Genomic DNA, 21,091 nt, shown 5'->3' with positions numbered 1-21,091 from the left:
GGACAAAAAAATTATGGAAAATAAAAGCAGTGAAAAAGTCATCGCCTTTGATGGGGTGCGTAAGCGCTACCGCAATCATGAGGCGCTTAAAGGGATTACTCTGGATATTTTTCGTGGCGAGTTTGTCGGCCTGCTGGGCCCTAACGGCGCCGGTAAAACCACGCTGGTGGAGATCCTGGAAGGGTTAAAACAGCCGGATTCCGGTTCGGTAAAGGTGCTGGGAAAAAGCTGGGCGCAGGATGCGCAGTTTCTGCGTCGACGGTTGAGCGGGGTGCTGCAGGAGACCCTGTTTATCAACAAACTGCGGGTGGAGGAGACGGTGAATCTGTTCGGCAGCTTTTACGGCTGCCCGCGCCGCCGTACCGGCGAAGTGCTGGAGTTGGTCGAGCTGTCGGCCAAGCGTCGCACCTTTGTGGAGGGGCTTTCCGGCGGTGAGCGTCAACGTCTGGCACTGGGGGTGGCGATTCTCAACGAACCCGAGATTATGATCCTCGATGAGCCGACTACGGGCCTGGATCCGCGCATCCGTCACGATACCTGGAATATTTTGCGTCGCCTCAACCAGGAGAAAGGTTCAACCATGATGCTGACCACCCACTATATGGAGGAGGCTGAGTATCTCTGCGATCGCATCTGCATTATGAACCAGGGGGAGATCCTGACGCAGGGCACCATGACGCAATTGCTGAAAAAGCATTGCGACGGTGAAGTGATTGAATGTCGGGCCACCCGGCCCGAGCGCCTGGAGGCCATGAGACAGCATCCTCAGGTGCTTGAATACGATTTCAACGAAAAGGACGGAAAAATCAGCATGCTTATTATGGATGCGAGCAGCTTTATCAGTCATTTACTGGCATTTGCGCAAAGCGCCGGCGTCGAAATAGCCGAGCTGATCGTGCGGAAAAAAACGCTCGACGATCTGTTTATGTCGCTGGCTGGGAGGGGGTTCCATGAATAGCGCGCTGTTCAACCTGATGCTCACTCAATTCCGGCAATACATTCGTGAGCCGCAGATCCTTTTCTGGTCATTTGGGTTTCCACTGCTGCTGGTATGGCTGTTGGGCCTCTCTTTTTCCTCGCAGGACATACCGGAGCGGCGTATTGGCATTGTTATGCCGCAGGATCAGACGGCGGCGGCGCAGGTTCGCGAGTGGAGTGCGCAGCTGGCCGGTACCGATCACCAACTGCAGGGTATCGTCAATCTGCAAGAGGTGAAGCGCCAGCATCTGATTAAGGTGAAATACCTCGTCAGCTATTATCAGAACCGCGATGAGGTTATCTTGGCGCTGAAACGCGGCGACATCCAGATGTTTGTCGAAGTCATTCCGCAGCAGACGGGGCAGAAGCGGATTTACTATCTCGATCCGCAGGACAATGAAGCTATGCTCTCGTACTATTTGATGAATGAGAAGGAGCAGGGCGAGCGGCAACCGACGGATAAAAATCTTTCTGTTCTCGAAACTGCCGGCCTCCGTTACGTTGATTTCCTGGTGCCGGGGCTGCTGGCGATGGCGATCATGGAAACGTGCCTGATCGCCGTTGGCTGGGCGTTGGTGGAGAAGCGAATTACCCGCGTCACACGGCAGATGTGTATCACGCCGATGCGAAAATCCACCTTTCTGATGGCCCATATCGGCGCCTGTTTTCTGATCAACTTCATTGAGATTCTGATCATTAATCTGTTCGCGCGCGTTTATTTCGATGTGGAAATTCAGGGATCGTTCAGCGCGTTTCTGCTGCTGCTGTTCGCCGGTAATGTCTGTTTCTCTGGCATCGCGGTGCTTGCCTCGTCACGGGCGATGAAGGCGCAAACGGCAAATGGCCTGCTGGAAGTGACCATTCTGGTCCAGGTGCTGTTTTCCGGCATCTTCTTCAGCTACAAAAATTTCCCGCACTGGATGGTCAGCATTATTGAATACCTGCCGCTGACGATGCTGGCGGACGCCATGCGCAAAGTCTTTATCGAAGGCGGAGATATCAGGTTGATCATGCCGGCTACGCTGATGCTAATGGGAGTTGGCGTATTTACCTTTGTTCTGGGGATGCGGATTTTCCGCTGGCACTAGGTAAGGAAGAGGGCGGGGAGGAAAACTCCCCGCAGAGGTTTTTTACTGGCAATGACGGTGCTGCCAAGCGAAGTCCTGCTGATCCTGTAAAAAGCCGGGATAGAAAATGGCGCGTGGGAACAATAAACCTTTGTACCAGGTCTCTATTAATGAGTCCTCGGTGCTTTTTTCCAGCATGGAGTGTGTTGCCTGCGGATAAAATTTGATATCCAGCTGGCCTGCTTTGTTTAAGCGATTGCGGTATTCATTTTCGGTATTTTTAATATCGACGTTAATGTCTTTTCCGCCCAAGGCTAAAAAGACCGGCGAGTGAACCTGGCCAAGATCTTGCGTAGCGTCTGAACGGTAATTTTTCATCACGAAGGTCCAGCGGTCGGGGGTGAAATCGGCGGCATTCCCCTCTTTTTGTTGATATTGTTCGAAGCTGGCGTTGGCGTCGAGCAATGCCAAGACCTGCTGCTCGCGCTTTAATTCCGCCGCTATCTCACTTTCCGAACGGCCTTTTTGCTTCATGCTGGCGATAGTATTATAGCGACCCTGCTCCAGCCAGTTAACGGCGGGCGAAACGGCAATCATGAAGCAGATATCGGGATATCGCGTTGCGACTTTCGGTAATACCCATCCACCTTGGCTGGCACCCCAGAGTGCTATACGCTGGCCATCCAGTTGGGGCTGATGTTTTATCCAATCGATGGCGGAGATCACTTCGCTGGTGCGATCGTCCATGCTTTGTTGCAGCCAGTTGCCCGGCGCGCCGCCAACGCCAGGTTTATTCCAGGAGAGCGAACTGAAACCGGCTTTGGACAGCGCTTCCCAGATGGGGCGGTAAAAGCCGCCGTGAGTGGCGTTAATATCTCCGTCGCCATGAACAAATATCACTACACCGGGTTTCTCGCCAGGAGGAAGATGGCGCGGCATCGCCAGGACGGCATCAAGATTATTCGGCTTATGAGGGATCGTTACCGTACTTTCAACCAACTGATAATTATTCTGATAAAGAATAAATGCCAGAATGGAGGATGTGGCGGCAAGTGTGACAACTATTTTTCTTTTTAAAAGAAAACGCCTGATTAATTTCATTACGTATATTTTTAAAAATGTTATTTCTTGTACAATAATGAAACTGTTTTAGCAGGTCAAGCTTAAAGCTCTGTCACTGTAAAAGAGTGGTGAGCGGGATATCTTGATAACAGCGTTGAATTATTTTCCAGGAAAGTAATTCACTGCTTATGAGAAAGGTTAACGCGAAAGAATAACGGCGTGGTAGGCAGCCGGCAGCAAGTCGACTTGGTTAAATACGCCGAATTTTGGGTTGTTATCCGGCGCAAATCAGGAAACGTCTGACGATACCCAGGCCATCTTGCGGCAAAGCAAAAGTTCAACATCACCCATTGGAAGATTTGCATAAGGCGTTCATTGATCGCAGTGATTGATATTGGGTTCCGCGCAGTTATCGGCGTAGTACTGCAGCACGCGTTTATATAATGACGATACAGCTTTTGCAGGAAAATAATTAGCGGTAAATTAATTGCATGTCGTGGGTAAAGGTTGACGAAAATGGCTGACCCGCTTGGGAATAGTGTTGTAACCCGCACACTGATAAATACTGGCGATAATGTTTCCGACTCGCCTTTACCAAGCCTGTCGGCTATATCAGATGGCGCATTCAAACTGTTTAGTGAATTTTTAACGTAAATAACCCCTGTTCGCCGAAAGGCACGAGCCGCATTGTAATTTAATATATATTTTTTGATTTGGTGTTTTTTGTACCCTCATTTATATCCTCAGTCCTTAATGATAAGGATACGGAATAGAATCGAGCACGAGGCAAGCCCTTGGTCAAAAATGTAAACACACCCAGTGAGAGTCATGTTGATAATGGCTTTGAGCGGCACCTCTGACATGTTCAAGGTACAGGTGAACGCCCCCGAAAAACACGCCAGAAACACCAGAACAACGTTGTACATGCGTCGCATCATTCACGCAAATCTGCCACTGTCTCTTGCCGGTCAAACAACAAAATTCAAGCCTCTGGAGGTAAGGCTGCAGGAAAATGCTTTGCTGCAATGTCCTTCATCTTATCGATCGGTTCCGGTCTTTTAAAAGTGAAACGGGGGCTTTTACCGGTGCCGGCACCCAGCGTATGGGGCGTTTCGAGCGGGTGGGCCAAGGCACGCTGTTTTTGACGAGCTGGCAGAAATCTCGATCGAGTTGCCGCCACCTGCAGCAGATGGTCGCCGACCGCGAATTCCGCAGCGGCCTCTATTACCGGCTCAATGTCTTCCCGATACTCCTTCCGGCAGAAAAAAAAGTTCCGAATGTTGTTGAGTATTCGTATGAAAACCAGACGGATAATTATTTTTAGACTGAATGTTTGATTGTGGAAAAGATATTATTTTATGGATTTTTTTATACGTAAGTAACGGATGGGTTGGAGTTGATTATTCTTGTTGGTTGGCAAGTTTATAATGCATCGCCTATAACTAACTGGGTGTTTAATTTATAAGATAATGAGCATGCTATCAATTCAAAATGAATTAATATCTAATAGGTAAAGTGTTTATTTAAAAGGATGAGGTCAAAGCGGCGCTGGCAGTGATTGAAAGCGTCTAACACGACCTTTTTAGATAAGTTACTGTGCCTTTTTTATTAAAACAGCCAAGTAAAAACAGTATGTTGTGCGGATTTTTTTTGGGTGGTCAGGGGTGTTATAAGGATTTATTTTATTATGATAAATAATTTTGCGATCTTGTTTTTCCTGCTTCTCCCGTAACTCTAACCGGTTGAAAATAATATTTTTAACCGGTGGTTGGGTAGTGAAGAATTAGGGTTTTGAGGGGGTGCTTTGCATGAGGATATATCGCTGAGTTAACTCAGAAACGGAATTTGCACTTTTTAGATTAGATTCTAGTCTGAATTAGAACCTAATTTAACATCTCCACTAGCTCCTATGGGAGAGTGTCATGAGCAAACCGATCAAGAATATCGTCATCGTGGGCGGCGGCACTGCAGGCTGGATGTCCGCCTCGTACCTCGTCCGGGCGCTCCAACAGCAGGCGAACATTACGCTCATCGAATCTGCGACGATCCCCCGGATCGGCGTGGGTGAGGCGACCATCCCGAGTTTGCAGAAGGTGTTCTTCGACTTCCTCGGGATACCGGAACAGGAGTGGATGCCCCAGGTGAACGGCGCGTTCAAGGCCGGCATCAAGTTCGTGAATTGGAGAAAGTCTCCCGACCACTCGCGCAACGATTACTTCTATCATTTGTTCGGCAATGTGCCGAGCTGCGACGGCGTGCCGCTTACCCACTACTGGCTGCGCAAGCGCGAACAGGGCTTTCAGCAGTCGATGGCGTACGCCTGCTACCCGCAGCCCGGGGCGCTCGATGGCAATCTGGCACCGTGCCTGCACGACGGCACCCGTCAGATGTCTCATGCGTGGCACTTCGACGCGCACTTGGTGGCCGATTTCTTGAAGCGCTGGGCCGTCGATCGCGGGGTGAACCGCGTGGTCGACGAGGTCGTGGAGGTTAACCTGAACGAGCACGGCTTCATCTCCAGCCTGCTCACCAAGGAGGGCCGGAAGCTGGAGGCGGACCTGTTCATCGACTGCTCCGGCATGCGGGGACTTTTAATCAATCAGGCCCTGAAAGAGCCCTTCATTGATATGTCCGACTACCTGTTGTGCGACAGCGCGGTCGCCACTGCCGTACCCAATGACGACGCGCAAGTGGGGGTCGAACCCTACACCTCCGCGATCGCCATGAACTCGGGGTGGACCTGGAAGATTCCGATGCTGGGCCGGTTCGGCAGCGGCTACGTGTTCTCGAGCAAGTTCACCTCCCGCGACCAGGCCACCACCGACTTCCTCAACCTCTGGGGCCTCTCGGACAATCAGCCGCTCAACCAGATCAAGTTCCGGGTCGGGCGCAACAAGCGGGCGTGGGTCAACAACTGCGTCTCTATAGGGCTATCGTCGTGTTTTTTGGAGCCCCTGGAATCGACGGGGATCTACTTCATCTACGCGGCGCTTTACCAACTCGTGAAGCACTTCCCCGACACCGCGTTCGACCCGCGGTTGGCCGACGCGTTCAACGCCGAGATCACCTACATGTTCGACGACTGCCGGGACTTTGTTCAGGCGCACTATTTCACCTCGTCGCGCGAAGACACGCCGTTCTGGCTCGCGAACCGGCACGACCTGCGGCTCTCTGACTCCATCCAAGAGAAGGTTGAGCGCTACAAGGCGGGGCTGCCGCTGACTACCACGTCGTTCGACGATTCCACGTACTATGAGACCTTCGACTTCGAATTCAAGAACTTCTGGTTGAACGGGAACTACTACTGCATTTTTGCCGGCCTGGGCATGCTGCCCGACCGGTCGCTGCCGCTCTTGCAACTGCGACCGGAGTCGATCGAAAAGGCCGAGGTGATGTTCGCCCGCATCCAGCGTGAGGCCGAGCGTCTGCGGGCGAGCCTGCCGACGAACTATGACTACCTGCGGTCGCTGCGTGAGGGCGACGTGGGGCTGTCTCGATCCGGATCGACGCCCATGTCGCCGGAGAGCCTGTAGTGGAGCGCACCCAGGACCGGGCATGTGTATTCGCGGCCACGCACGCTGCCGTGGCGGCTTGCGATCCGCTGCAGGCTCGCTCGCTCGTTCTGCAACTGCCGGGCCTGAACCGTAACAAGGACGTGCCCGGCATCGTTGGCCTGCTGCGCGAGTTCCTCCCGGTGCGCGGCGTGCCCTCCGGCTGGGGCTTCGTCGAAGCCGCCGCCGCGATGCGGGACATTGGGTTTTTTCTGGGGTCGCTCAAGCGGCACGGACACGAGCCCGCGGACGTGGTGCCCGGGCTCGAGCCGGTGCTGCTCGACCTAGCGCGCATGACCGACCTGCCGCCGCGCGAGACGCTCCTGCATGTGACGGTCTGGAACCCCGCGGCGGCCGACGCGCAACGGAGCTACACCGGGCTCAGCGACGAAGCGCACCTGCTCGAGAGCGTGCGCATCTCGATGGCGGCCCTCGAAGCGGCCATCGCGGTGACCGTCGAGCTGCACGACGTGCCCCTGAGGTCGCCCGCGTTTGCGCAAGGGTGCGACGAGCTGGCCGCCTATCTGCAAAAAATGGTCGAATCGATCGTCTACGCGTACCGCTTCATTTCGCCGCAGGTCTTCTACGATGAGCTCCGCCCCTTCTACGAACCGATTCGCGTCGGGGGCCAGAGCTACCTTGGCCCCGGTGCCGTAGAAATGCCCCTCTTCGTGCTGGATCACGTCCTGTGGGGCTCGCAATCGGACCGCCAGGCTTATCGAGAATTCAAAGAGACGTACCTGCCCTATGTGCTTCCCGCGTACAGGGCGGTCTACGCTCGGTTCGCCGGCAAGCCGGCGCTCGTCGACCGTGCGATCGGCGAGGCGCGAGCGGTCGGCGCGCAGGACGAGTCCGTCCGGGCCGGGCTGGCGGCCCTCAACCGGATCTTCGTGGTCCTGCTGCGCTTCCGGGCACCTCATGTTCAATTGGCGGGGCGGGTGTACGAAGTCGGGCGAAGCGGCCCGGCAATCGGCAGTGGGGGGTACGCGCCCAGCATGCTCGGCGATCTGGTCACGCTCACGCTTGCCGCGCGCTCCCGCATTCGCACCGCTCTCAACGAGTTCTGACGCGCACGGCCATCTGTTCCATCTCATTAAGGAGATTTGCCCTCATGACTCAGAAGAGCCCCGCGCACGGGCGCGATAACAACCACTTCGACGTGATCATCCTCGGCTCGGGCATGTCCGGCACCCAGATGGGGGCTATCCTGGCCAAACAGCAGTTTCGCGTGCTGATCATCGAGGAGTCGTCGCACCCGCGGTTCACGATCGGCGAATCGTCGATTCCCGAGACGTCTCTTATGAACCGTATCATCGCCGATCGCTACGGCATTCCGGAGCTTGAGCACATCACGTCGTTCTACTCGACGCAGCGTTACGTCTCGTCGAGCACGGGCATCAAGCGCAACTTCGGCTTCGTGTTCCACAAGCCCGGCCAGGAGCACGACCCGAAGGAGTTCACGCAGTGCGTCATTCCCGAGCTGCCCTGGGGGCCGGAGAGCCATTATTACCGGCAAGACGTCGACGCCTACCTGTTGCAAGCCGCCATTAAATACGGTTGCACGGTCCGCCAGAAGACTAAAGTGACTGAGTACCACGCCGATAAAGACGGCGTCGCGGTGACCACCGCAGAGGACGAACGTTTCACCGGCCGGTATATGATCGACTGCGGAGGACCCCGCGCGCCGCTCGCGACCAAGTTCAATCTCCGCGAAGAGCCTTGTCGCTTCAAGACGCACTCGCGCAGCCTCTACACGCACATGCTCGGGGTCAAGCCGTTCGACGATATTTTCAAGGTCAAGGGGCAGCGCTGGCGCTGGCACGAAGGGACCTTGCACCACATGTTCGAGGGCGGCTGGCTCTGGGTGATTCCGTTCAACAACCACCCGCGGTCGACCAACAACCTGGTGAGCGTCGGCCTGCAGCTTGATCCGCGTGTCTACCCGAAAACGGACATCTCCGCGCAGCAAGAATTCGACGAGTTCCTCGCGCGGTTCCCGAGCATCGGGGCGCAGTTCCGGGACGCCGTGCCGGTGCGTGATTGGGTCAAGACCGACCGCCTGCAGTTCTCGTCGACCACCTGCGTCGGCGATCGCTACTGCCTGATGCTGCACGCGAACGGGTTCATCGACCCGCTCTTCTCCCGGGGGCTCGAGAACACCGCGGTGACCATCCACGCGCTCGCGGCCCGCCTCATCAAGGCGCTACGCGACGATGACTTTTCCCCTGAGCGCTTCGAGTACATCGAACGCCTGCAGCAAAAGCTTTTGGACCACAACGACGACTTTGTCAGCTGCTGCTACACGGCATTCACGGACTTCCGCCTGTGGGACGCGTTCCACAGGCTGTGGGCCGTCGGCACGATCCTCGGGCAGTTCCGGCTCGTGCAAGCCCACGCAAGGTTCCGCGCGTCGCGCGACGAGGGCGACCTCGATCACCTCGACAACGACCCCCCGTACCTCGGGTACCTGTGCGCGGACATGGAGGGGTACTACCAGTTGTTCAACGACGCTAAAGCCGAGATCGAGGCGGTAAGCGCCGGGCTCAAACCGACCGGGGAGGCCGCGGCGCGGATCCACGCCCTCATCGACGAACGAGACTTCGCCAAGCAGATGTTCGGCTTCGGGTACTGCATTACCGGGGACAAGCCGCAGCTCAACAACTCGAAGTACAGCCTGCTGCCGGCGATGAAGCTGATGCACTGGACACAAACCAGCGCGCCGGCAGAGGTGAAAAAGTACTTCGACTACAACCCGATGTTCGCGCTGCTCAAGGCGTACATCACGACCCGCATCAGCTTGACTCGGAAGAAGTAGCCGGCCATCGAGGACACAAAAATGATGAACGACATTCAATTGGTTCAAGTGAACGCCGAGGAGCATCCTTCGAGGGCGTACGATGCGACCACGAGCGTGGCCGCGAGCTGGTACGTCGCGATGCGCTCGGACGACCTCAAGGACAAACCGACGGAGTTGACGCTCTTCGGCCGGCCGTGCGTGGCGTGGCGCGGAGCGACGGGGCAGGCCGTGGTGATGGACCGCCACTGCTCGCACCTCGGTGCGAACCTGGCCGACGGGCAGGTCAAGGACGGGTGCATCCAGTGCCCGTTTCATCACTGGCGGTACGACGAGCAGGGCCAGTGCGTTCACATCCCCGGTCACAACCAGACGGTGCGCCGGCTGGAGCCCGTGCCGCGATCGGTGCGTCAACCGACGTTGGTCACCACCGAACGATACGGCTACGTGTGGGTCTGGTACGGCTCCCCGGAGCCGCTGCACCCGCTGCCCGAAATCGCCGCAGCCGACGTCGACAACGGCGACTTTATGCACCTGCACTTCGCGTTCGAGACGACGACGGCGGTCTTGCGGATTGTAGAGAACTTCTACGACGCGCAACACGCGTCCCCCGTGCATGAGCTCCCGATCTCGGCCTTCGAGCTCAAGCTCTTCGACGATTGGCAGCGGTGGCCGGAGGTTGAGTCTCTGGCCCGGGCGGGCGCGTGGTTCGGTGCCGGGATCGACTTCACCGTGGACCGGTATTTCGGGGCCTCCGGCATGCTGGCACGCGTGCTCGGCCTGAACATGTCGCAGATGAACCTGCACTTCGATGGCTACCCCGGCGGGTGCGTCATGACCGTCTCCCTGGACGGAGACTTCAAATACAAGCTGCTCCAGTGTGTGACGCCGGTGAGCGACGGCAAGAACGTCATGCACATGCTCATCTCGATCAAGAAAGTGGGGGGCGCCCTGCGCCGCGCGACCGACTACGTGCTGTTCGGGCTGCAGACCAGACAGGCAGCGAAGTACGACGTCAAAATCTGGAACGGGATGAAGCCGGACGGCGGCGGCGCGTACAGCAAGTACGATAAGCTCGTGCTCAAGTACCGTGCGTTCTACCGGGGCTGGGTCGACCGCGTTGAGAGTGAACGGTGATGCGTGAGTCGGCGGCCCTAACCGAGCCGGTCTTGGGCGCGTCGTTCCGCCGGGCGCTCGCGAACCTGGCGAGCGGCGTCACGGTCATCACGGTGTATGGCGCGGCGGGGCCAGTCGGGCTCGCGGCCAGCAGATTCGTGTCGGTGCCGCTCTTTCCGAGGTATTCATGACTGTCTGGCTGTTGCAACTCGTGCTGGTGATCGCGCTCTGCAATGTCTGCGGCCGCATTGCCGAACGGCTCGGCCAGTGCGCGGTCGTCGGCGAGATCGCGGCCGGTTTGCTGTTGGGTCCTTCGCTGTTCGGCGTGATCGCACCGGATTTCTACGATGCATTGTTCGGCCCCCGTACGCTGTCGGCGATGGGGCAAGTCGGTGAAGTCGGCCTGATACTGCTGATGTTTCAGGTGGGTCTGCATATGGAGTTGGGCGAGACGCTGCGTGGCAAGCGTTGGCGCATGCCCGTCGCGATCGCCGCGGGCGGGCTCGTCTTACCGGCCGCGATCGGCATGATCGTCGCCACTGTCTCGAAAGACATGCTCGCCGGCGACGCGCCGGCGCTGCCCTATATACTCTTCTGCGGTGTCGCGCTTGCGATATCAGCGGTACCGGTGATGGCGCGCATCGTCGACGACCTGGCGCTCAACGCCATGGTGGGCGCACGGCACGCAATGTCTGCCGCGATGCTGACGGATGCGCTCGGATGGATGCTGCTTGCCGCTATTGCTTCGCTATCGAGCGGGCCTGGTTGGGCATTTGCGCGCATGCTCGTCAGCCTGCTCGCGTATCTGGTGCTGTGCGCGCTCCTGGTGCGCTTCGTGGTTCGACCGACGCTTATGCGGCTTGCATCGACTGCGCATGCGGCGCGCGATCGCTTGGCCGTGTTGTTATGCTTCGTCATGGCGTCGGCACTTGCGACGTCGCTGATCGGGTTTCATAGCGCATTTGGCGCTCTTGCGGCGGCGCTGTTCGTGCGGCGCGTGCCCGGCATTGCGAGTGAGTGGCGGGACAACGTCGAAGGTTTTGTCAGGCTTGTGCTGATGCCGGTGTTTTTCGCGTATGCGGGGCTGCATGCGTCGGTCGGCACGATCGACGACGCGGCATCATGGATGTGGTTCGGCGTATTCCTCGTGGGCGGATTCATCGGCAAGTTCGGCGGCAGTTATCTGGGCGCGCGTGCCACCGGGCTTGAGCCACGCGATGCGATGTTGGTGGGGTCGCTGATGAATACGCGCGGCTTGATGGAGCTCATCGTCCTGTCCATCGGTCTGCAGATGCAGATCCTTCCGCCAAAGGTCTACACGATCCTCGTGGTGTTCGCGCTGGTGACGACGGCGCTGACCGTACCGCTGGTTCGACTCACGCTGCGCGCGCAATCGCGCGCGACGTCAGCAATTCAGGGCACCGAAAAGTGACGCGCATCAGGTAGGTTGCGCCAATTGAAAATTGTTCCTCTGGCGGATCGCTACGCAGACGCGCCAGGGCTATTATCCGCAGGGCATTATTTGCTTCACGTGAGCCACCACGTTTAATCGGTGCCCAGAAGAGGCTGGTAAGGGATTCACGTCACAGAGTGATGCCAGCGCCGCTTCACTTTTCAACCGTTCGGGGTTATCACCAGTGATCGAGAAAAGGACGCCTGTGCGCCAACACAGGTATCCTTTTTTAAGAGAAGCTTGGTTATTAATATAGAGTGTACAAGTTCGAAAACACTGTGATATCAACTTGCCAGTTCTTTTGGGTATTAACCTACAGAATAGCCACCGTCAACCGTGATAATTTGGCCAATGATAGAACGGGCATTATCCGAAGCCAGGAAAAGTGCCGTCGCAGCAATCTCCTCGGTTGTAACAATACGACCTGTAGGCATTTTACTGAGAAATTTTTCCTTCGCTATCGGATCGTTACCCACAAACCGGTCAAACATTGCTGTTGCTACTGGCCCGGGCGCAATGGCGTTAACCCGCACCCCGTCAGCGGCAACTTCAAGTGCGGCGGAGCGTGTTAATCCGTTTACTGCATGTTTACTAGCTGAATAGACGCTGCCGCCAGGAATACCGACTTGCCCAGCTTGCGATGAGAAATTAATCAAGCTGCCTGACCCCTGTTTGCTCATAACCGGCAGAACATGCTTCATCACCAGTTGGGTTCCCAGCACATTGGTATCAAATACATGGCGGAAGTCTTCGACTGTGGTTCTGTCATGTGAGATAGGCTGCCCCTCTGTACCTGCAACATTAAGCAAGACATCGATTTTCCCAAAAACCTGCTGCGTGTACTTAATTAATTCGGAAACCTGATTCTCAAATACGATATCGGCTAAAAAGAAGTGAATCTCAGGATTGATTTGACGTAGTTCGGTTTCTAATTCCCTACCTCTTTTTTCATTACGTCCTGAAATTATTACATTATACCCCATTTGACTGAACGTGCGGGCACATTCTTCTCCAATGCCGCTAAGCGCACCAGTAATTATGACGGTTTTTTTCTTAGACATCCTGAATCTCCATGGACTGTAAAATACCTACCCCAGTATAGATTGGGATTCAGGAAACGGAAATAAAACATCCTGTTTTTAGTTGCGTTGTAGTTATAATGAGACGCGGTTTTAATACGTAAAACAATAATGAAAGGTATTGTTACATTATATTCATAAAACGAGAGGGTTTTTAGGTTGCAGAAATATGTTACTTATAGAGTGAAAATGACGGATTATGCTTTCGCTTTACAGTGAAAGCCCTAAAGTCCATGGGAGGACTTCCATGACCAAGATAGAGAGTAGACAGTTTTCACCTTTGGATGAGAAGATCTCACCAACCATTGAATATTATTTAGACAACCCCGTAATACCTGCCTGCGCCGGGATAAGCCTTGTTAAAGATCTCAATCACCGCTTTGTTGCATCTAACTTATTGTTTAGCCGGTTCTCTGGTGTGGATCCATATAGGTTGCCGACTCTTGATGACTCAGACATGCCATGGGCTGAAAGAGGCGATATTTATAGGGATCATGAGAAAGCGATCCTTGCAGGTGAGGTTTACAATGTTCTTGAACCACTCCCGGGAGTCGTTCATGCATTTTTACATACTTCTAAACAAGTTATATATGATAAAAATGGATTTCCTGCCGGGACCACGGCAACAGCTATTATTATGAATGGTTATGTTGATTTTCATAATGTTACTGGTATGTCGAAAGTGTTAAAAATATCATCATACAAAGATGTGAAACTCAGTGCCAATGAGGCTAAACTGCTTTTTTTTCTTCTTAAAGGATTGAAAAGAAAACAAATATCAGAGCTTTTAAATATTAATCTTGCTAATTATGACTACTGCATGAGAAGCCTGAAAGTCAAGTTCAATGTAACTTCAAGTGTTCAGCTTATAGATGAGTGCATTAAGCTAGGGTATCAGGATACATTTCCTTTTCAGATTTTTTTCAAATAGTTATCGTGAGTCTATTGGTTTTATACTATGACTTCTCATAGGATCTTAAATCCTTCCTTTTGACACGTTAACAAAATTAATATTATTCTACTCCAACGCGTTGCTAATTAAAAACTATAAGTAATTATCATAATACCTTGTAATATTATTGTGGCCGGATTTATTTAAATAACGGACAGGGCATTGAAAATATGTAACACCAGGGAAATTTTCAACACTTAGCTTTAGAATGATTATAATGCATAAGGTAATCTATTCTCCAAGGAAAAATAAAACGAATCGATGGCAATAAATAGAGTGTTAATATCTGTACAGATATATATATTCGAATTTTTGATATCGGTGCTGAAAATCCATATGTTCGAAGTCTGTACCATATATACTTTCTTATTGCCTAGATTAACGCCTTTTCTACGTAATAAGATAATGTGACGTAATGGTGAGTTTACCATCCTTATAAAAATTTAAAAAAGATATAGCCCTGATATTTTTCAGTGGGCTACTGCTTCAACTCACTTTCCATGGGATCTTTTTACCAGACACTGATCTCTTCCCTTTGTTCAGTACCGGCGTAAAGTAGAGTTTTCGGCCTTTCTTCTCCTGCAAAAAGAGGTCATCTGACATGAAAAAGACACGTTATACCGAAGAACAGATCGCGTTTGCCCTGAAACAGGCTGAAACCGGCACTCGGGTGGAGGAAGTGTGCAGAAAGATGGGGATTTCCGAAGCTACTTTTTACAATTGGAAGAAGAAGTTTGGTGGCATGGGCGTGACAGAACTGCGTCGGCTGCGCCAGCTGGAGGAAGAGAATCACCGCCTGAAGCGGCTGGTCGCCGATCTCAGTCTGGACAAGGAAATGCTGCAGGACGTCATCCGAAAAAAGTTCTGAGGCCGGTGCAGAAACGCGAGGCGGTCGAATACCTGCTGGCGGCGTACCGCATCGGGGTTCGCAGGGGATGCCGGCTGATGATGCAGAGCCGAACGGTCTACCACTACCGCAGCTGCCGCGATGACCGGGCCCTCACGCAGCGGATACGGGAGATTGCAGAAACCCGCATTCGTTATGGTGTGCAGCGGATCCATATCCTGCTGCGGCGCGAGGGCTGGCTGGTTAACCACAAGAAAACCCATCGGATTTACTGTCTGGAAGGGCTGAACCTGCGGTCAAAACGCCCGCGGCGGCACGTGACGGCCAGGCACAGGCGTATCCGCCCGGCCGTGACCGCTGTGGATCAGTGCTGGAGCATGGATTTCGTTGCTGATAATCTGTTCAACGGACGCCGGATCCGAGCCCTGACTGTAGTCGATAATTTTAGTCGTGAATGCGTGGCGATCGAGGTAGGCCAGGGGCTTCGCGGTGACGATGTGGTCGCCGTGATGGAACGGATCAGGCAGACACAGCAGCGTGTACCACAGCGGCTACAGACGGACAACGGCAGCGAATTTATCTCGAAAACGCTGGATCGCTGGGCGTATGAAAACCGGGTAACGATGGACTTCTCACGCCCCGGGAAGCCCACAGATAACGCCCTGGTTGAGTCATTTAACGGCAGCCTGCGTGATGAATGTCTGAACGTGCACTGGTTCCTGTCACTGGAAGATGCTCAGGAGAAGATCGAGCACTGGCGGCTGGAATATAACCAGTACCGGCCACATTCCTCGTTAAATAACCAGACTCCGGCAGAATTTGTCCGAAGTCTGCAAAAAAGCCCGGATCTCTGATTTAGTCTGGCGCTGATTTGGGGAAGAGATCAAAAAGCCCGGATCTCTGATTTAGTCTGGCGCTGATTTGGGGAAGAGATCACTCCCTCATTAGGTTAACAACCTGATGAGGGAATATGGTGTCCAGTGGCACTGACCGTTTCACTGTTACTATTGCCACCCAAATCGCTGTTCCCACCCATCCCATCGGAGCTCCCGCCAGCATTCCTGTAGGACCGGCAATAAGTCCCCTTAAAACTCCCACGACGGTAACTGCCACAACATCGTTATTATACTAAGTTGACTTTTTCTTCTCATTGGATTTATTAGTGGCTCTAAATAAAAACTTAATGGCTAATATTATTTTTTTTACGCAAACATAGGTTCCAACTGGAACAACAACAAATAAAATCAATAATGATAACTCTCTGGGGATTTCATAATACCAATAGCTGAAAATCCCCAGGCTACGATATAGTAAAGGAATAATCAAAAACGACAAAAAAACATATAAATAATACCATTTTTTCTCACTGTTCATGTCATATCCTTTTATATAACACCGGTTAGAGCCATTACTTATGTTCTAACCGTAATATAGGACTAATCAGCGCGTACAGGAGCCGCCAACACCACCATTACCACAATTGCTGCTGCCTCCTTTGCTACTGCTGTTGTTGTTCCCTGCATCTTTGAAGCAACCCCCGCCTATAAACCCCGCAGCAACAGTGAGACCAAATCCAACAGGATTTCCGGTAGAAAGGCCGCCAAGAACACCTGCGGCTACACCATTTGAACAATCCCCCTGACCTAACGCTTGATCAGCGGCTGCCCGATTACTTACAAAGCCATTAGCCTGACCACCATAATTGGTTGAGGTTCCATTACCATAATGGCCTCGGCCTCCATTGTCGGTACGATCACCACCATTATTACCCTGACCACCGGAGACATACTCTAACAACGAAGAATCAATAATTTTCATAAAACAACTCCTTCTGTTGATGTAATCAATACAATTATAAAGTGTAAAGCTGTGTAAGGCTATGTAAAGCCGTTAAATAATTAACTTATTCCGACTTCATTAGCAAGCGTTATTATTAATGAGTTTAAAAACAGCCTTAAAACTCAATTTAAGTCATATGGTAAAGTAATAATTGCATAATTAATTATAATTATGGGGAATTAATCGTGGTCTTATTATCGATCTTATATATTAAATAATATTAAAAATCTTCTTGTGCTATTGTACTAGTGATTTGACCTGCTCCCCGTGATTAATACACTCCGATGTTAGCAATGTCTTCATCAGCAATATGAGGACACCCCATGAAGAAGCGTTTTTTGACGAACAGAGCATCAACATTCTTCGCGAAGCCGAGGCCGGTATTCCTACCCGGGAGATATGCCGCAAGCATGCTATCTACGATGCCATCTTCTATACATGGCGCAAGAAGTTTGGCGGCATGGAAGTGCCGGAAGTGAAGCGTCTTAAGTCACTTGAAGAAGAGAGCGCCTGCCTGAAGAAGCTACTGGAAGAAGCCATGCAGGACAAAGAAGCATTACAGGCAGCACTGGGCCGAAAGTACTGACGACAGACCAGAAACGGGAAGCTGTGACAGTGATGTGTGATGCGATAGTTCTGTCGTAACGTTGTGCCTGCAGGTGACCCCTGTCAACCTGTCGCTATGAGGCGCTGCGTTCGGCTGCTGATGCGCATTTATCCGGACGCATCACTGAGCTTGCGTTGGAACGCATGCGTTTCGGCTAATTCAGCCGGGCAAACCGACACAGAACGGATTTATCGAGAGCTTTAACGGGCGCTGTGGCGATGAATGTCTGAATGAGCACTGGTTCAGCGACATCATGCACGCAAGAAAAATCATTAATGACTGGTGGTGGGACGATAACGAATGCAGGCTCCATTCAGCACTGAATTATCAGACGCCATCCGAGTTTGTAGCAAGGTTGCGAAATGGTGAGTTTGGAAGTGAACAAGCCGACATTGCTAACTGACGGTTGTATCTAATACTAGGGTAGGTCACCAGCTGTAAAAATTAATCGTGATCGAGAAAATGACGCCTGTGCGCCAACACAGGCATCCTTTTTAAGATGAACCTAGTTATTGATATCGAATATGCAAGCTCGACAACACTGCGATATCAACCCGTCAGTTCCTTTGTTCCGCCCGTTAAAGGGTGTACCTCTAACCAGTGTGCTTTGATGCAGAATTAGTGGCGACCGGACTCGGACAACCGGCGCTTGCGCCGTGTTGAACAACGCTTCAGCGTTGGCCCGCAGGGTGAGGCCTTCAGGCCGAATAATCGAACTTGTTCGATGGAGAGTCCATACCCCAGAAAGCAAAAAACCCGCCATAGGCGGGTTCTTCTAAATATGGTGCCCGGACTCGGAATCGAACCAAGGACACGGGGATTTTCAATCCCCTGCTCTACCGACTGAGCTATCCGGGCAACGGGGCGCATTTAACCCTATTGGCTGGATATCGTCAATCGCTTTCTGTCACAAACCCGATCGGTTGCTCTATTTTCATTCAATGGGGCGGGGCGCTCCAGGGCGTCTGCGTCGGCCCTCGGCAATAGATATGCACCAAATGTGTGTATTTATACCGTTTTGATTTTACAGGTATTTATTTTTATATGATAAATAACAATGAGTTATGCGATACCTGCCTCAGTGGGTAGTAACATAATTGTTACTTGAACCTCATAAAAAAACATGCAATCATTGCGCAAATTTTGGCACTCTACGTCCCCTAACGGTGTTTCCGCTCATTTAAGTCAGAGGATTACTGGCATGACTGGTTTTGTTACTCAAGCGCCACTGCGCACCAGACATCTGAAGATGCCATCACGCCGCCGTTACCTTTCCCGAACACAGTACGCCAAGAACGCCCTGCCGACCATGCGGTAAGGCATCTTCTGATGCTCGCTGTTAGGCATTATTAAAAATAGAGCTGCGGCTCTGATTTTACTGATGTCTATCGGACGCTGCCGATACCAGTCCCCGATAGCTGCCTGATGATCTCGCGATCATGAGCTGGTCACGGTTGCGCTTTATGCTGCAACGCCGGACATCACTTTGCCGGGATAACCGTTGTTATCTCATCGCCGTGCCCCGTGGCACCACCTCATCCTTAACCGTTTGAGAGTTAGCATGATGAAAGAATTGAAAATAGCGACAAGCGCCAGCCTGGTCGCCACGATTGAAACGCTGCGCCAGATTGTCCGCATTGAACAGACGGACTATACCGATGTGGCCGCGGTGGTGGTGTCGGTTGATGACGTTAACGCCGGTATTTTGGCGCAGTTGAAAGCCACCGGATTCGAGATCCCAACGTTTGTTGCTGTTGAAGGGGATGAACACCTTTCCCCGGACTACCTGCCGTTTATTACCGGCGTTTTTGCCCTGGCCGGCGCCAGCAAGGCGTTCTATATGGCGCAACTGGAAGCCGCTGCGGACGCCTACGAGCAGGCGCTGCTGCCGCCGTTTTTCAAAACGCTGAAGACCTATGTGGAAATGGAAAATTCCACCTTTGCCTGCCCGGGGCATCAGGGCGGGGAGTTTTTCCGCAAGCACCCGGCCGGCCGGAAGTTTTTCGAGTTCTACGGCGAAACGCTTTTCCGTTCCGACATGTGCAACGCCGACGTCAAGTTGGGCGACCTGCTGATCCACGAAGGCTCGGCCAAGGATGCGCAAAAGCATGCGGCGCGGGTCTTCAACGCCGATAAAACCTATTTCGTGCTCAACGGCACTTCGGCGGCCAACAAGGTGGTGACCAATGCGCTGCTGACCCGCGGCGATCTGGTGCTGTTCGATCGCAACAACCATAAATCCAACCACCACGGCGCGCTGATCCAGGCCGGGGCGACGCCGGTGTATCTGGAAACCGCGCGTAACCCGTTTGGTTTTATCGGCGGCATCGATTCGCGTTGTTTTGACGAGCGCTATCTGCGTGAGCAAATCCGTGAGGTGGCGCCGGAGAAGGCCAATGCGGCGCGGCCGTTCCGGCTGGCGATCATTCAGCTCGGTACTTACGATGGCACTATCTATAATGCGCGCCAGGTGATCGACACCATCGGCCATCTGTGCGATTACATCCTGTTTGACTCCGCCTGGGTGGGTTACGAAGGCTTTATCCCGATGCTGAAAGAGTGCTCGCCGCTGCTGCTGGAGCTCGATGAACTCGATCCGGGTATTTTCGTCACCCAGTCGGTGCATAAGCAGCAGGCCGGTTTCTCGCAGACCTCGCAGATCCACAAGAAAGACGATCACATCAAGGGCCAGAAGCGCCACTGTAACCACAAGCACCTTAACAATGCTTTCATGTTGCACGCCTCGACCAGCCCGTTCTACCCGTTGTTCGCCGCGCTGGACGTTAACGCCAAGATGCATGCCGGGGCCGCCGGCCGCCGCATGTGGATGGACTGCGTGAAGCTCGGCATCGAGACGCGCAAGCAACTGCTGGAACGCTGTTCGCAGCTGCGGCCGTTTATTCCTTTGCAGGTGGCGGGCAAGGCCTGGCAGGATTACGATACTGACCTGATCGCCAACGATGCCCGTTTCTTCAACTTTGTGCCGGGTGAGACATGGCACGGTTTTGAAGGCTATGCGCAGGACCAGTATCTGGTCGATCCGTGCAAGCTGCTGCTGACCACGCCGGGCATCGACGCGGCCACCGGCCAATACACCGAGTTCGGCGTGCCGGCCACCATTCTGGCCAACTTCCTGCGCGAGAACGGCATAGTGCCGGAGAAATGCGATCTTAACTCGATCCTGTTCCTGCTGACCCCGGCGGAAAATCCGGCCAAGATGGAGCACCTGGTCGATATGCTGGTGCGGTTCGAACGCTACGTGGAAGAAGACGCGCCGCTGAGCGAAGTGTTGCCGACGGTGTACCGCAAGAACGAGCAGCGCTACCGCGGCTATACCCTCCGCCAGCTGTGTCAGGAAATGCACGATCTGTACGTCAGCTTCGACGTTAAGCAGCTGCAAAAAGAGATGTTCCGCAAGAACCATTTCCCGCAGGTGGTGATGAACCCGCAGGACGCCAACGTGGAGTTTATTCGCGACAACGTCGAGCTGGTGCCGATCGGCCAGGCCGAAGGGCGCATTGCGGCGGAAGGCGCGTTGCCGTACCCGCCGGGCGTGCTGTGCGTGGTACCGGGGGAAGTGTGGGGCGGAGCGGTGCAGCGTTACTTCCTGGCGCTGGAAGATGGCATCAACCGTCTACCGGGCTTCTCACCGGAGCTGCAGGGCGTGTATATCGAGAAAAAAGATCACGGCTGGAAACGCATTTTCGGCTATATGATCAAGCAGTAAACGCGCCTCGGGCCGCTTT

At 53.5% G+C, this 21,091-nt stretch carries 15 protein-coding genes, 1 tRNA gene and 2 pseudogenes; 12 read left to right on the top strand and 6 right to left on the bottom strand.

From position 1 onward, the window contains the following. Positions 1–13: 13 nt before the first annotated feature. Both JEM67_RS23565 and JEM67_RS23560 read left to right on the top strand, forming a co-directional pair. The gene (locus JEM67_RS23565) at positions 14–958 is read left to right on the top strand and encodes an ABC transporter ATP-binding protein (protein ID WP_199639479.1); all 945 of its coding nucleotides are present in this window, start codon (positions 14–16) and stop codon (positions 956–958) included. Further along, the gene (locus JEM67_RS23560; RefSeq protein ID WP_013814515.1) at positions 951–2,066 is read left to right on the top strand and encodes an ABC transporter permease; all 1,116 of its coding nucleotides are present in this window, start codon (positions 951–953) and stop codon (positions 2,064–2,066) included. Before JEM67_RS23565 ends, JEM67_RS23560 begins: the two co-directional genes overlap by 8 nt. 42 nt (positions 2,067–2,108) lie before the next feature. Here JEM67_RS23560 and JEM67_RS23555 read toward each other — a convergent pair whose 3' ends face one another. Beyond that, positions 2,109–3,146 carry an alpha/beta hydrolase family protein gene (locus JEM67_RS23555; RefSeq protein WP_013814514.1) on the bottom strand — a complete coding sequence of 346 codons (1,038 nt, stop codon included), beginning with the start codon at positions 3,144–3,146 and terminating at the stop codon, positions 2,109–2,111. Between the two features lie 973 nt (positions 3,147–4,119). Here JEM67_RS23555 and JEM67_RS23550 point away from each other — a divergent pair. The 6 genes from JEM67_RS23550 to JEM67_RS23525 all read left to right on the top strand — a co-directional run bounded on the left by JEM67_RS23550 (position 4,120) and on the right by JEM67_RS23525 (position 12,000). Next, entirely contained in the window at positions 4,120–4,431 is a 312-nt protein-coding gene (locus JEM67_RS23550) for a sigma 54-interacting transcriptional regulator (RefSeq protein WP_199639481.1), read from the top strand. Positions 4,432–5,029: 598 nt separating this feature from the next. Further along, positions 5,030–6,640, top strand: a complete 1,611-nt coding sequence (locus tag JEM67_RS23545) for a tryptophan halogenase family protein (RefSeq protein WP_199639484.1) — start codon at positions 5,030–5,032, stop codon at positions 6,638–6,640. Beyond that, positions 6,640–7,725 carry a monodechloroaminopyrrolnitrin synthase PrnB family protein gene (locus tag JEM67_RS23540; protein WP_199639486.1) on the top strand — a complete coding sequence of 362 codons (1,086 nt, stop codon included), beginning with the start codon at positions 6,640–6,642 and terminating at the stop codon, positions 7,723–7,725. Before JEM67_RS23545 ends, JEM67_RS23540 begins: the two co-directional genes overlap by 1 nt. A gap of 44 nt (positions 7,726–7,769) precedes the next feature. Next, on the top strand, positions 7,770–9,473 hold the full coding sequence (locus JEM67_RS23535; protein ID WP_199639488.1) for an NAD(P)/FAD-dependent oxidoreductase: 1,704 nt from the start codon (positions 7,770–7,772) through the stop codon (positions 9,471–9,473). A gap of 21 nt (positions 9,474–9,494) precedes the next feature. Then, positions 9,495–10,589: a Rieske 2Fe-2S domain-containing protein gene (locus tag JEM67_RS23530; RefSeq protein WP_233527883.1), complete on the top strand. Its 1,095-nt coding sequence runs from the start codon at positions 9,495–9,497 to the stop codon at positions 10,587–10,589. A 166-nt stretch (positions 10,590–10,755) separates the two neighbouring features. Then, a complete protein-coding gene (locus JEM67_RS23525) occupies positions 10,756–12,000 on the top strand; it encodes a cation:proton antiporter (RefSeq protein ID WP_199639490.1) in 1,245 nt (414 codons plus the stop codon). A 46-nt stretch (positions 12,001–12,046) separates the two neighbouring features. Here the strand turns inward: JEM67_RS23525 and JEM67_RS23520 are convergent. Continuing rightward, positions 12,047–12,219 (bottom strand): annotated as a pseudogene (locus JEM67_RS23520) (transposase); the annotation flags it as partial. 110 nt (positions 12,220–12,329) lie between these two features. Next, positions 12,330–13,082: an SDR family NAD(P)-dependent oxidoreductase gene (locus JEM67_RS23515; RefSeq protein ID WP_199639492.1), complete on the bottom strand. Its 753-nt coding sequence runs from the start codon at positions 13,080–13,082 to the stop codon at positions 12,330–12,332. A 265-nt stretch (positions 13,083–13,347) separates the two neighbouring features. On the opposite strand from JEM67_RS23515, the gene JEM67_RS23510 reads away from it, so the two are divergent. Both JEM67_RS23510 and JEM67_RS23505 read left to right on the top strand, forming a co-directional pair. Continuing rightward, positions 13,348–14,031 carry a helix-turn-helix transcriptional regulator gene (locus tag JEM67_RS23510; RefSeq protein ID WP_199639494.1) on the top strand — a complete coding sequence of 228 codons (684 nt, stop codon included), beginning with the start codon at positions 13,348–13,350 and terminating at the stop codon, positions 14,029–14,031. Positions 14,032–14,653: 622 nt separating this feature from the next. Further along, positions 14,654–15,753 (top strand): IS3 family transposase gene (locus JEM67_RS23505; protein WP_199639703.1). Its coding sequence is split into 2 segments (ribosomal slippage): positions 14,654–14,915 and positions 14,915–15,753, totalling 1,101 coding nucleotides; the frame shifts between segments, so codons are not numbered across the junction. Positions 15,754–16,027: 274 nt separating this feature from the next. Here the strand turns inward: JEM67_RS23505 and JEM67_RS23500 are convergent. Then, positions 16,028–16,273, bottom strand: coding sequence for a hypothetical protein (locus JEM67_RS23500; protein WP_199638448.1), 246 nt, complete (start codon positions 16,271–16,273; stop codon positions 16,028–16,030). Positions 16,274–16,339: 66 nt separating this feature from the next. Continuing rightward, positions 16,340–16,717 carry a hypothetical protein gene (locus JEM67_RS23495; RefSeq protein WP_199638454.1) on the bottom strand — a complete coding sequence of 126 codons (378 nt, stop codon included), beginning with the start codon at positions 16,715–16,717 and terminating at the stop codon, positions 16,340–16,342. Between the two features lie 344 nt (positions 16,718–17,061). Between JEM67_RS23495 and JEM67_RS23490 the strand changes: the two are divergent. Continuing rightward, positions 17,062–17,748 (top strand): annotated as a pseudogene (locus JEM67_RS23490) (integrase core domain-containing protein). 379 nt (positions 17,749–18,127) lie between these two features. On the opposite strand, the gene JEM67_RS23485 reads toward JEM67_RS23490, so the two are convergent. Beyond that, a tRNA-Phe gene (locus JEM67_RS23485) sits at positions 18,128–18,203 on the bottom strand. 706 nt (positions 18,204–18,909) lie between these two features. Here JEM67_RS23485 and speF point away from each other — a divergent pair. Next, positions 18,910–21,072 (top strand): ornithine decarboxylase SpeF, encoded by a 2,163-nt coding sequence (speF, locus tag JEM67_RS23480; protein ID WP_197930956.1) that lies wholly within the window; start codon positions 18,910–18,912, stop codon positions 21,070–21,072. Positions 21,073–21,091 lie beyond the last annotated feature (19 nt).

The organism is Serratia sp. PAMC26656 (assembly GCF_016469055.2).
In the GTDB taxonomy this organism is placed as follows: Bacteria; Pseudomonadota; Gammaproteobacteria; order Enterobacterales; family Enterobacteriaceae; genus Serratia; species Serratia plymuthica.
Note: the sequence above shows the minus strand (reverse complement) of the source record. Positions and strands in the feature narration are given on the sequence as shown.

What these genes read in the sequence shown, in the direction of transcription:
- JEM67_RS23565 (WP_199639479.1), top strand. Translation starts at nt 14, where the DNA reads ATGGAAAATAAAAGCAGTGAAAAAGTCATCGCCTTTGATGGGGTGCGT.
- JEM67_RS23560 (WP_013814515.1), top strand. Translation starts at nt 951, where the DNA reads ATGAATAGCGCGCTGTTCAACCTGATGCTCACTCAATTCCGGCAATAC.
- JEM67_RS23555 (WP_013814514.1), bottom strand. Translation starts at nt 3,146, where the DNA reads ATGAAATTAATCAGGCGTTTTCTTTTAAAAAGAAAAATAGTTGTCACA.
- JEM67_RS23550 (WP_199639481.1), top strand. Translation starts at nt 4,120, where the DNA reads ATGCTTTGCTGCAATGTCCTTCATCTTATCGATCGGTTCCGGTCTTTT.
- JEM67_RS23545 (WP_199639484.1), top strand. Translation starts at nt 5,030, where the DNA reads ATGAGCAAACCGATCAAGAATATCGTCATCGTGGGCGGCGGCACTGCA.
- JEM67_RS23535 (WP_199639488.1), top strand. Translation starts at nt 7,770, where the DNA reads ATGACTCAGAAGAGCCCCGCGCACGGGCGCGATAACAACCACTTCGAC.
- JEM67_RS23530 (WP_233527883.1), top strand. Translation starts at nt 9,495, where the DNA reads ATGATGAACGACATTCAATTGGTTCAAGTGAACGCCGAGGAGCATCCT.
- JEM67_RS23525 (WP_199639490.1), top strand. Translation starts at nt 10,756, where the DNA reads ATGACTGTCTGGCTGTTGCAACTCGTGCTGGTGATCGCGCTCTGCAAT.
- JEM67_RS23515 (WP_199639492.1), bottom strand. Translation starts at nt 13,082, where the DNA reads ATGTCTAAGAAAAAAACCGTCATAATTACTGGTGCGCTTAGCGGCATT.
- JEM67_RS23510 (WP_199639494.1), top strand. Translation starts at nt 13,348, where the DNA reads ATGACCAAGATAGAGAGTAGACAGTTTTCACCTTTGGATGAGAAGATC.
- JEM67_RS23500 (WP_199638448.1), bottom strand. Translation starts at nt 16,273, where the DNA reads ATGAACAGTGAGAAAAAATGGTATTATTTATATGTTTTTTTGTCGTTT.
- JEM67_RS23495 (WP_199638454.1), bottom strand. Translation starts at nt 16,717, where the DNA reads ATGAAAATTATTGATTCTTCGTTGTTAGAGTATGTCTCCGGTGGTCAG.
- speF (WP_197930956.1), top strand. Translation starts at nt 18,910, where the DNA reads ATGAAAGAATTGAAAATAGCGACAAGCGCCAGCCTGGTCGCCACGATT.